At 46.5% G+C, this 11900-nt stretch carries 10 protein-coding genes; 5 read left to right on the top strand and 5 right to left on the bottom strand.

The features are described from left to right. Positions 1-19 precede the first annotated feature (19 nt). The 3 genes from glnL to glnA all read right to left on the bottom strand — a co-directional run bounded on the left by glnL (position 20) and on the right by glnA (position 3386). Positions 20-1066, bottom strand: coding sequence for a nitrogen regulation protein NR(II) (glnL, locus tag P4S59_RS00845; protein ID WP_005395035.1), 1047 nt, complete (start codon positions 1064-1066; stop codon positions 20-22). Positions 1067-1198: 132 nt separating this feature from the next. After that, positions 1199-1780 (bottom strand): DUF4124 domain-containing protein, encoded by a 582-nt coding sequence (locus tag P4S59_RS00850; RefSeq protein ID WP_337167875.1) that lies wholly within the window; start codon positions 1778-1780, stop codon positions 1199-1201. A 196-nt stretch (positions 1781-1976) separates the two neighbouring features. Further along, positions 1977-3386: a glutamate--ammonia ligase gene (glnA, locus tag P4S59_RS00855; RefSeq protein WP_005395023.1), complete on the bottom strand. Its 1410-nt coding sequence runs from the start codon at positions 3384-3386 to the stop codon at positions 1977-1979. Between the two features lie 529 nt (positions 3387-3915). Here glnA and typA point away from each other — a divergent pair. Both typA and P4S59_RS00865 read left to right on the top strand, forming a co-directional pair. Further along, the gene (typA, locus tag P4S59_RS00860) at positions 3916-5745 is read left to right on the top strand and encodes a translational GTPase TypA (protein WP_046874152.1); all 1830 of its coding nucleotides are present in this window, start codon (positions 3916-3918) and stop codon (positions 5743-5745) included. Between the two features lie 80 nt (positions 5746-5825). Then, entirely contained in the window at positions 5826-6368 is a 543-nt protein-coding gene (locus P4S59_RS00865; RefSeq protein ID WP_337167876.1) for an AAA family ATPase, read from the top strand. 31 nt (positions 6369-6399) lie between these two features. On the opposite strand, the gene P4S59_RS00870 is transcribed toward P4S59_RS00865, so the two are convergent. Next, positions 6400-7041, bottom strand: coding sequence for a DUF2959 domain-containing protein (locus tag P4S59_RS00870; RefSeq protein ID WP_031780441.1), 642 nt, complete (start codon positions 7039-7041; stop codon positions 6400-6402). A gap of 301 nt (positions 7042-7342) precedes the next feature. On the opposite strand from P4S59_RS00870, the gene P4S59_RS00875 reads away from it, so the two are divergent. The 3 genes from P4S59_RS00875 (at position 7343) to P4S59_RS00885 (ending at position 9717) form a co-directional block, all read left to right on the top strand. Continuing rightward, on the top strand, positions 7343-8287 hold the full coding sequence (locus P4S59_RS00875; RefSeq protein WP_005379281.1) for a virulence factor BrkB family protein: 945 nt from the start codon (positions 7343-7345) through the stop codon (positions 8285-8287). Continuing rightward, positions 8259-8693, top strand: a complete 435-nt coding sequence (gene dtd / locus P4S59_RS00880) for a D-aminoacyl-tRNA deacylase (RefSeq protein ID WP_012841223.1) — start codon at positions 8259-8261, stop codon at positions 8691-8693. Before P4S59_RS00875 ends, dtd begins: the two co-directional genes overlap by 29 nt. Positions 8694-8799: 106 nt before the next feature. Next, complete coding sequence (locus tag P4S59_RS00885; protein WP_005395003.1) at positions 8800-9717, top strand: bifunctional GNAT family N-acetyltransferase/hotdog fold thioesterase; 918 nt, start codon at positions 8800-8802, stop codon at positions 9715-9717. A gap of 12 nt (positions 9718-9729) precedes the next feature. Here the strand turns inward: P4S59_RS00885 and P4S59_RS00890 are convergent, their stop codons facing one another. Beyond that, positions 9730-11823 carry an AsmA family protein gene (locus P4S59_RS00890; RefSeq protein WP_337167877.1) on the bottom strand — a complete coding sequence of 698 codons (2094 nt, stop codon included), beginning with the start codon at positions 11821-11823 and terminating at the stop codon, positions 9730-9732. Between the last annotated feature and the right edge of the window lie 77 nt (positions 11824-11900).

Genomic DNA, 11900 nt, shown 5'->3' on the forward strand with positions numbered 1-11900 from the left:
TTGAAGTCCATTAGTGCAATCAGATCGGCAAATAAATAGTAAATGTTGTGTGACCAGGCCAGCTTTCTACGTCTATTTTTCCATTGTGCTGGTCGATCAAATTTTGTGAAATAGACAGCCCTAAGCCAGTTCCTCCCTCGCGGCCACTGACCATGGGATAGAACAGCGTGTCTTGTAATTCCGGTGGAATGCCTGGGCCGTTGTCTGTGATTTCGACACGCGCAGCGAGTTTACAGCGTTTGCCGTGAATATTAGCTTGATGCACCGTTCTGGTGCGAATGGTGATTTTACCGTGTTCTTGATGGCTAAGAATTTGCGCTGCATTACTGACGATATTAAGCATCGCCTGTTCGATTTGGTCCGCATCCATCAAAATTTCTGGCAAGCTCGGGTCGTAATCGCGTTCAATCACGATTGAACGTTGCGATTCTAGTTCAACCAACTGGCGAACCTTTTCCAGAATTTGATGCAAGTTTTCTTGTGTCTTCTTACCTGGCTTTTGTGGCCCGAGTAATCGATCAACGAGCGCTCTTAAACGGTCGGCTTGCTCAATAATGATGTGCGTATACTCGGTGAGAGAAGGCTCTGGCAGCATTTTTTCTAGCAATTGCGCTGCACCACGTAATCCACCTAGCGGGTTTTTGATCTCATGTGCAAGCCCTCGGACTAACAGTTTCGCGGCTTGTTGTTGGGCGTGCTGGTTCAGTTCTTGAGAGAGTCGGCGCTGTTGATCAATTTTGCGCATCTCAACCAGAAGCATCAACTGCTTTTGCCAAGTGATTGGGCTAACTGTCACCTCTAGCATTAAGGGGCGGCCATCAACTACGAAAGTGACGTCACTGTCGGTGATGCTTTGGCCACTTTGCAGTGGTTGAGTGAGCAGCGCGAGATCCAGCGACGCATGTTGAATCAATTGAGAAAGCGATTGTTCAACAATACGTTTCGCGCTTTGAGAAAACAGCAACTCGGCAGCCGGATTGGCATAACGGATAGCCAATCCATCATCAAGAATCAGCGTTGCTGTCACCATGTTATTGAGAATGGCACTAGGAAGACTGGTATCCACATTACGTCCTTGTTTTGCTTTAAGATTGTGCGTTGCACAATAATGGTGCAATTGAACGTTAAGTATGGCGAATAAATCTCAGAAGAAAAAGTGAAAAGCACCGCAGTGATGCTATTTTTTTCACCAGATATTCTATTTTGCCCCTTTTACGGTCGGCTTAACACTTGCTCTATGTAAATGCACCGTTATAGGGCTAGTAGATGCAATAAGCTTGCCGCTTCTTTTCGCGTGCACGGCCAGTGTGTGGGTGCCTCGGTCAATATTGTTTAACTGCCACATCATATGGCTTTGTGGCGCACCATAAGGTTTTCCGTCGAGCAGCAGTTGCAACTGTTCGCCGATACCAAGCTTGCGATTGGTTTCCAGTTGAATATTGATGATGCCTCGGTTGCTGCGGATGGTTTCGTTATGTTGAGGAGTCAGCATCGAGAGCTTTAATGGGAGAGGTTTATCGGTTTTCTTTTCCGGCTTGTCTTGTGGCTCTTTAGATAGCTTGGTCTGAGGGGCGAGTGATTCCGTGCTTTCTACCTTAGGAGCTGGTGCGCTGGCTTCAAGGTTTGGCAGCGCGATAGCTTTTGCACCTTGGTTTGGCGTATCACTAAAATGAACCACGCCATTTTTATCTACCCATGTATAAGCAACCTGCGCTGATGCGATGGAGGCGATTAACAATCCGCTGAGAGCACATAGCGATGGAATAAGCTGAACTTTCATTGCTCACCTTCTTTTGATCGATGATTTCACGTTTCAATGGCTTAGCTCTTTGACCTACAAGGTAAAAAGTCCAAGCGTATTTTTATTATCCCCTCATGTTAAACGTCGAATCTTGACTGACGAATACAAAAAAGGCCCGCCTGCGAGGCGAGCCTAATATTTTGTTGCTGTGTTTACATTTTACACAGTGTCGACCTTATACAGAGTAGTAAAGTTCGAACTCAACTGGGTGAGTTGTCATGTTCACGCGCTCTACGTCCTGAGATTTCAGCTCGATGTAAGAGTCGATGAAGTCGTCAGAGAATACACCACCCGCTGTTAGGAATTCACGATCAGCATCTAGCTCTGCTAGTGCGTCTTTCAGTGAGTATGCAACCGTTGGGATTTCTGCTGCTTCTTCTGCTGGTAGATCGTAAAGGTCTTTATCCATTGCTTCGCCTGGGTGGATCTTGTTCTTAATACCGTCAAGACCAGCCATTAGCATTGATGCAAAGCATAGGTATGGGTTAGCCGCTGGGTCACCGAAACGAACTTCGATACGACGTGCTTTCGGGCTTGGTACCACAGGGATACGGATAGAAGCAGAGCGGTTACGTGCAGAGTAAGCAAGCATAACTGGCGCTTCGAAGCCTGGTACAAGACGTTTGTACGAGTTTGTTGATGGGTTAGCAAATGCGTTGATTGCACGAGCGTGTTTGATGATACCGCCAATGTAGTAAAGCGCCATTTCAGATAGACCGCCGTACTTGTCACCAGCAAATAGGTTTACACCATCTTTCGCTAGAGATTGGTGAACGTGCATACCGCTACCGTTGTCACCAACAAGTGGTTTAGGCATGAACGTCGCTGTTTTACCAAACGCGTGAGCAACGTTGTGTACAACGTACTTGTAGATTTGGATTTCGTCAGCTTTGGTTGTTAGCGTGTTGAAACGAGTTGCGATTTCGTTTTGACCCGCTGTTGCCACTTCGTGGTGGTGTGCTTCAACAACAAGACCCATCTCTTCCATTACTAGACACATAGCAGAACGGATATCTTGAGATGAATCCACTGGAGCTACAGGGAAGTAACCACCTTTAACGCCTGGACGGTGACCTTTGTTACCTTCTTCGTAATCAGAACCTGTGTTCCATGCTGCTTCTACGTCATCGATCTTGAAGAAAGAGCCTGACATGTCAGTCGCGAACTTCACGTCGTCAAATAGGAAGAATTCTGGCTCAGGACCGATAAGTACAGTATCTGCAACGCCAGTAGAGCGCATGAAGTCTTCAGCGCGTTTTGCGATAGAACGTGGGTCACGGTCGTAGCCTTGCATTGTTGCCGGCTCTAAGATGTCACAACGGATGTTTAGTGTTGCGTCTTCCGTGAATGGGTCAAGCACAGCAGAAGATGCGTCAGGCATCATTACCATGTCTGATTCGTTGATACCTTTCCAGCCAGCAACTGATGAACCATCGAACATTTTACCTTCTTCGAAGAAGTCTGCGTCGATTTGGTGAGCAGGGATCGAAATGTGCTGCTCTTTACCTTTTGTATCAGTGAAGCGTAGGTCAACAAACTTAACTTCGTTTTCTTGGATCAGCGATAGAACGTTTTCTACTGACATCTTGGATAACCTCCAGTGTTAATAAGCGGTAAAAGCTCGATTTATGAATTATTCATGAAACCTGGCATTGATTAATCAATTTGACTTTTCATTAATCGATGCTGTTTTAACTAAAGCCAAAACCGTGCCAAAAAAATATTCCATTAATTTCAAGCAATTGTGTTTTTTGGCGCTAGCTTGGTGCAGATGATTGCACCAAAATGATCTTTACTCGCACCATTGTGGTGCGAAAAATCATTATTGCACCATAATGTGACAGGCGCATTGCTTATTCAGCCCAGTTTTTGAGCAAGAGTCAATTTGAATTATGCATCGATTGGAATAAAGTTGCGTTTAATCAATTCGTTCTGAGGAAGAAAATGGGCATTAAGCGTAAAAATCGCAGAAATGCTCGGGAGTAGATCACATATTTCTAGGCTTTTTGCTAAAATCTGGTACATTATGGCCGTTTTTTTAATCAGCAAATGTCGCCAGAGAGCACCCGTTCTCAGCGTGGGGGCATTTCATCTATCTAAGTGAATCAATATCCATGGCTACTCCACAGATTGATAAATTAAGAAATATCGCGATCATCGCGCACGTTGACCACGGTAAAACCACGTTGGTTGACAAGCTGCTACAACAATCAGGCACGCTTGAGTCTCGCGGTGAAGCTGAAGAGCGAGTCATGGACTCGAACGACATCGAGAAAGAGCGCGGTATTACCATTCTTGCTAAAAACACAGCAATCGACTGGAACGATTACCGTATCAACATCGTAGATACCCCGGGACACGCGGACTTCGGTGGCGAAGTTGAACGTATCATGTCGATGGTAGACTCTGTACTACTTATCGTTGACGCGGTTGATGGTCCAATGCCTCAAACGCGTTTCGTAACACAAAAAGCGTTTGCTCATGGTCTAAAACCAATCGTTGTTATCAACAAGATTGACCGCCCTGGCGCACGTCCTGATTGGGTTATGGACCAAGTGTTCGACCTATTCGACAACCTAGGTGCTTCTGACGAACAGTTAGACTTTAAAGTGGTTTACGCTTCTGCTCTTAACGGTTGGGCTTCTCTAGAAGAAGGCGAAACTGGCGAGAACATGGAACCGCTATTCGAAACTATTGTTGGCGAAGTAGCTGCACCAGAAGTTGACCTAGATGGTCCACTACAGATGCAAATCTCTCAGTTGGATTACAGCTCTTACGTTGGCGTTATCGGCGTTGGCCGTGTAACTCGTGGTAGCGTTAAGCCAAACCAGCAAGTAACGGTTGTTGGTGCAGACGGCAAAACTCGCAACGGTAAAGTGGGCACAGTAATGGGCTACCTAGGCCTAGAGCGTCACGAAGTTGAGCAAGCTAACGCGGGTGATATCATTGCAATCACTGGTCTTGGCGAGCTTAAAATCTCTGACACTATCTGTGCACAAAACGCAGTAGAAGCACTACCAGCACTGTCTGTTGATGAACCAACAGTAACCATGACGTTCCAAGTAAACACGTCTCCATTCGCTGGTAAAGAAGGTAAGTTCGTCACTTCACGTAACATCCTTGAGCGTCTAGAGAAGGAACTGGTACACAACGTTGCACTGCGCGTTGAACAAACAGACGATCCAGACAAATTCCGCGTATCAGGCCGTGGTGAGCTTCACCTGTCTATCCTGATCGAAAACATGCGTCGTGAAGGCTTCGAGCTTGCCGTATCTCGTCCAGAAGTAATCATCAAAGAAGAAGATGGTCAGCTAATGGAACCGTTTGAAACGGTAACTATCGACGTAATGGAAGAGCACCAAGGCGGTATCATGGAGAATATCGGCCTACGTAAAGGTGAGCTGAAAGATATGGCTCCAGACGGTAAAGGCCGTGTACGTATGGACTTCATCATGCCATCTCGTGGTCTGATCGGCTTCCAAACGGAATTCATGACACTGACTTCTGGTTCTGGTCTTCTATACCATACGTTTGACCACTACGGCCCACACAAAGGCGGTAACATCGGTCAGCGTATCAACGGTGTTCTGATTGCTAACGCTGCGGGTAAAGCGCTAACTAACGCACTGTTCAACCTTCAAGAACGTGGTCGTCTATTTATCGGTCACGGTGTGGAAGTTTACGAAGGCATGGTTATCGGTATTCACAGCCGCGACAACGACCTAACAGTAAACGCACTGAAAGGTAAGCAGCTAACCAACGTTCGTGCATCTGGTACAGATGACGCACAGGTTCTAACTCCGCCAATCATCATGACACTAGAGCAAGCGCTTGAGTTCATCGATGACGACGAGCTAGTAGAAGTAACACCTGAAAGCATCCGTATCCGTAAGAAATTCCTAACGGAAAGCGATCGTAAACGTGCTTCTCGTGGCGCGAAATAATTTTCGTTAAGCGATTCAATTAAGAAGAAGCCCTGAGTTATGCTCAGGGTTTTTTGTATCTAGAGAATGAACATATCAGCATGAAGCCAATTGTGATTACTGGTGGCCCAGGTGCGGGGAAAACCACCCTACTGAATGCATTAGAGCGGCAAGGGTATGCGACGTTTGCAGAGAGCTCTCGTACGCTGATTGAACAGCAAAGCCAGTTAGACGACGGTATTTTGCCGTGGACGAATTTGCCTGAGTTTGCTCAATTGTGTCTCGACTTGATGAGCAAGCAAAAGAATGATGCGCGTTGTCATGACGTTGCGTTTGTTGATCGCGCCATCCCAGACATCATTGCTTACTTACAAGTGGGCGGTTGTAAGGTTGACCAAGTTTTCTTAACCGAAAGTGCTGGGTACCATAGTCAGGTGTTTACTTGTCGACCTGAAGCATCCATTTACGTGCAAGATGAAGTGCGTCCACACAGCTTTGAAGAAGCATTGGAGATTCATCAATCCTTAGTGGATATCTATGCTGAGTTGGGTTACGAAGTGGTCGAAGTGCCATGGGGCAGTGTGCTAGAACGAGTAGGCTTTGTTCGAAGAGTCATCGGTTTAGTTGGTGAGGTCACAGACTAAAACCTCCTCGCTAGGAGGAGGTTTGAATCATTTACTTTTGATTGAGCTTTTGCAGGAATTTATCAGACTCTGCAATCGCTTCGTTCATCTGTTTGATGGCAAACTGAATGTCTTTCTCTAGACTAGAAAACTCACCTTGTAGAGAGCCAATTGCACTGGCGTTAAGGTTGTGTTTCAAGTACAACGTGTTGTCGCGCAGTGTATTTAGTACCGGCGTCATCTTTTTCTCTGCACGCTTCATTGCGCTAAGCATGGTTTTATACGAGGCTTTGGTTTCACGTAGCTTTTGCTCGCTTGAGCGGCGCAATTTCGCGCTCGAGTACAGCTCTAGTTCGTCTTGCCATTCATCAAACAGTGCGCCGGAAACGTCTTCAATCGCAGCAATGCGGTCACGAACGTCTTGCGCCGCTTTTTCGCTGTCTTCGTACTTGTCATTGATTTTGTTGTAGACACTTTCTAGCTCACCACCATCAAAATTAGTGATCGCAGATAAGGCTTCAAGTGCACTGGTGAATTCTTCTTGTGCATCTTGTTGAGATTCTTTGGCATCTTCAACGCGGTCGACCATAATATCTCGTTTATGGTACCCAACTTGCTCCATCGCTGAGTAATAAGCAGATTGACACCCTGTTAAAGTGAAAATTGATAGTACAATTGCTAATAAATAAGGCATTCTTATGTCCTCGACAATAGGGTCTGTCGACCTTTTGTGGTTGTTTTTTGTTCGATATAAAAGCGTTTTAATCGCGGCGAGAGGGTTGTAGCATAGTCATTCTAAGCAAAACGCCTCTCAACAAAGAGTAAAACGCTTCTAGACGAACCCTTCGGGCAGCGCTTGTGGTTTCTTTCTACTGCGTTATCGGCTTCTCTGGTAGGTTAACTACAATTCAAAGCCTCTGCCTTGTATAAAGAACCCACAAACTGCTGCAAAAATCAGCTCAAAAGGTCAACAGACCCTTATTATGGGATGAACTATGAACCAGTTATCAGAGAGTTACAAGGCAAGATTAATCAATCTACTGCCAAGTTGCGTCGCGTTTTTTAAGTATCTTCTTAAGCGATTAACGCATGATCGCGTCAATGTGAACGCGGGCTATCTTGCCTACATTACCTTGTTATCCATCGTGCCAATGCTGACGGTATTGTTATCAATATTGTCGAAATTTCCCGTTTTTGCGAACGTCGGTGAGGTGTTGCAAGGCTACATTATTGAGAATTTTGTTCCGGCATCTGGGGAAGCTGTACATACGGCATTGCAGGAATTTGTGGCGAATACGGGCAAAATGAGCGCGGTTGGCGGTGGGTTTTTATTCATTGCTGCAGTCATGCTGATTTCGAACATTGATAAGAACTTAAACTACATTTGGCGAGTTAAAGATAAGCGCCGTTTAGTCTTTTCATTCTCTATGTATTGGATGGTACTCACGTTAGGGCCGATCATGGTCGGTGCGAGTATCGCGGCGACATCGTATGTGACCTCACTGCAAATTTTAGAGAACGAGACATTATCTGGTGCGTTCAATCTGTTTTTACGTTGGTTACCGCTGTTGTTGTCTTTTTTCGCTTTCCTTGGCTTGTATATTCTGGTGCCGAATAAAAAAGTGCACCTGGCTCATGGCGCGATGGGGGCAGCAGTCGCTGCGATACTGTTCGAATTAAGTAAAAAGGGCTTTGCACTCTACATCACGCAGTTCCCCTCTTATCAGCTCATTTACGGCGCGTTAGCCGCGATTCCTATCTTGTTTGTTTGGGTGTATTTATGCTGGATGATCGTGTTATTGGGTGCGGAAGTCACAGCTGCGCTTGGTGAGCGAGAGCACTGGAGTGAAGATTTAGACATGATACACTCGACCGCTGAATCTCAGTTAACAGATGAAGGAAGCGAGAGTAGTGATAGCGCTAATTCAACGAGTCAGTGAAGCTGCCGTCCGTGTGGATGGTGAAGTCGTAGGGGAAATTGATCGTGGTCTGCTGGTCTTATTAGGGGTAGAGAAAGACGACGATGAGGCCAAAGCAAAACGCTTGATGGAGCGTGTTACGACCTACCGCGTGTTCGAAGATGATGAAGGTAAGATGAACCTGAACGTCAAACAGGTAGAAGGCAAAGTGCTGGTGGTTTCTCAATTTACGTTACCTGCGGATACAAAAAAAGGCACTCGTGCTGGCTTTTCTCGCGGTGCGCATCCTGCTGATGCTGAGCGCTTGTATGATTACTTTTCTGATTTGTGTGAACAAGTTTTACCCACACAGCGTGGCCGCTTCGCTGCCGATATGAAAGTGTCCTTAGTGAATGACGGTCCGGTGACGTTTTGGTTGCAGGTCTAGTCTGGTAACACCAGTGCCATGGTCTAAGCTTTAACTCCAAGCTCATGGAATTGGCTTGGAGTGATTTTCCCGACATTTATTAGTGTTGTGCTTTCAAAGGATTGATATGTTCAAACTCATTACTCCCAAAACCGATAATCAGATAAACAAGTATTATCAGTTTCGCTGGCAACTGCTTCGTGAGCCATGGCGTATGCCAATTGGCTCTGAACGCGATGAATACGATGAAATGAGCCATCACCGTATGATTGTTGATGGCCGAGGTCGTCCTATGGCGATCGGTCGTTTATACATTACGCCGGATAATGATGGCCAAATCCGCTATATGGCGGTTAAAAATAATCGCCGCAGTAAGGGGATGGGCTCGCTGGTTCTGGTCGCGCTAGAGTCGTTAGCACGCCAAGAAGGGGCGAAGCGCTTGGTGTGTAATGCCCGTGAAGATGCCATCGCCTTTTACGAGAAAAATGGCTTTGAGCGTCGCGGTGAACTGACCGACGAGCGCGGTCCTGTGCGTCACCAGCAAATGGTGAAACCATTGGATCCGATGGCGAATGTGTTGCGTCGCCCAGAATGGTGCACTGAACTTCAGCAGCGCTGGGAGCAACAGATCCCAATTAGCGACAAAATGGGGATAAAAATTAACCAGTACACGGGTTACCAGTTTGAATGCTGCGCGCAACTTAATCCGAACCTTAATCCGCATAACACCATGTTTGCGGGGTCGGCTTTTACTTTAGCCACCTTGACGGGGTGGGGTATGACGTGGCTGCTGCTTAAAGAGCGCGGTCTGCATGGTGATATTGTGTTGGCCGACAGTTCGATTCGTTATCGTCAACCAGTCGAGCAAAACCCTGTGGCGAGCACTTCGTTGGATGGGATCAGTGGTGACCTAGATCGATTGGAGTCAGGGCGCAAAGCACGCATCGTCATTCACGTGGTGATTTATAGTGGCGACACGCCAGCCGTAGATTTTGTTGGTACCTATATGCTGATACCGAACTATTCGCAATTACTCAGTTGTTAATGAGAGGGCGCCTTACTGATCTGTAGGGCGCTTATTCTTTTCGCTTTCTTGCTCTGTCGGTGGGAGGATGTGTTCCTCTGCAGTGGGATCAGTGACAGATGCTTCGTCTTCTTCGACAATTTCTTCGGAAAGCTCTTCCTCTTGAATCTCCACATTGATGTTATCGATCGCAGTTGGCTGCTCAATGGCTGATTCACTTGTTTGTGGAGTGCTTTCAACATCAGCCGGTGCTTTTGGTGCTGGTGCTTTTAAACATTCATTATGATGGATTTCGCCACTGAGTAGATCGCCTTCAACGCTCCCGCACGAGTCCTTCCATTGATAAACAATGCCATTTAGCGGGTTGTTGGCCATATCAAACTCGCCCCAAACCCTACCACTCATAGCTTTCCCTGAAATGGTGACTGGTTCTATGGCGACTTTCCCTCGTTGCGCGCTTAAACGCAGCGGACTTAAGGTAATGGCTTTGAGCGAATGATTCGCTTGGGATTTAAAACGGGTATCTCGTAGGTTGGCTTCCACTTCACCCGATAAGCTGTAGGCCAGCATGTTGCGATCACCTGATAATCCTTGTAGAGCGAGGCTGAGATCGGAAAAACCATCAATAGCCAGTGTGTCGGGTAAATAATCGTGGAAGAGTGATAAGGGAATGCCATCGGCATTGAGGTTGAGTGCCCAAGGCTGGCTCAGAGTACTTAGGTCTATCTGTCCGATGCCTTCTACGTAGCCTTGCTCGAGTGGTGCAAAAAGGCGTGTCAGTTTCCAAAAGCCATTCTCACTTTGCATGGCAAGTGCAGCATGAGACGTGAGCACTTGGTTATAACTGGCGTTGACAACGCTAGCTTCCAGATCGCCATGCCAAAGGCCCCAACGTTGATTGACCTGTTTAAGATCAAGCTGCTGCCCTTCGATGTTTAAACCGGAGAACTGCCAATAAGGTTCGTGAGATAGCTGAATGATTTGGCTGCGCTCGATGTCGAGTCGTTGGATTGTGACATGATCTAACTTACTGATGGCGGCGTGCCACCAGTTTTGGTTATCTTCAGGTTGTATTGCCCACTTGAGGCCTTGAATGGAGGCTTCTTCGAGTTGCCATTGCGTTGGAGTGAACACCCCAGAGACCTGCACACGACCTTGCTGCCAATCTAAGCTGAGATCGTTGAGCTGGATTTTTCCAGGCTCTATAACAGCACTTAAACGCGGCTCTATTGCGGTTTGCTGTTGGAATTGGACGCTATCCGCCTGCAATGAAACTTGAGCCGTTGTCTCCCAGGGAGACAGTGGCAGTGTGGCGTTTTCTACGGAGAGCTCTAAGTTTTGCCAGTGCCAATCGCCCCATTTAATATCGGCGTTCAGTAAGTCTAAGCTATTAATGTGATTAATCTGGAATGGCATTGCTTGCCAAGGCTTAGCAAGCAGTGATTGGAGCTGGATATAATTGAGTTGCAACTTATTGATGGTCACATTCACTAAAGACCAGCCTTGTGGATACTGCTCGCCTTGCCCTGAAATTTGACTGTTACGCCAGTTAAATGAGGTGCCATAGAGCGTACTGTCTTGCGGTTTGTAGTCCATGTCGACCAAGACCTGATTAAAGGCTTCGCCATTCCAATAGATCTGGTCGGCTGCAAGTTGAACCTCGCCATATGGTATCAACTGGCCATTCCATTGTGGTGATTGAATTTGAAGGTCAATGCCATTACCAGAAAACTGCTCGTCGGCGTAATCAATATTTTTGAGCGCGATTTGATGGAATAAAACGTTATCTAAAGGCGGGAGCTTTGGCGCGCCATACTGCAAATTAAGTCCATCAATCAATAAGCTATCAACGATCCATTTACCATCGCGATAAACATCGGGATTCATCCATAAATCGACTTGCTCGATGTAAGATCCGTCGTCTACGCTTGTGTTCACACCCTGTAAAGTTAGGTGGTAGGGAAAATCGTAACGCACGCTTTCTGCTTGAAAGGGCAAGGAAATGCTGTTTGATAGCAGACGCCAAGTTGCATCGGCGTAAGATGTTGTTAACAGCACAATCGTAGTGGCCGGAATGGCAACTAAGATAACCAGTAACAGAATTAGAACTCGACGCGCTGTTTTCATCCCTGCTAGAACCTACGTTTGCTATTAAATAAAGCTAGATAGGCTTTAGCTTGTATCAATATTCTGCGGTATTCAAT

Source organism: Vibrio sp. M60_M70 (assembly GCF_037162085.1).
In the GTDB taxonomy this organism is placed as follows: domain Bacteria; phylum Pseudomonadota; class Gammaproteobacteria; order Enterobacterales; family Vibrionaceae; genus Vibrio; species Vibrio diabolicus.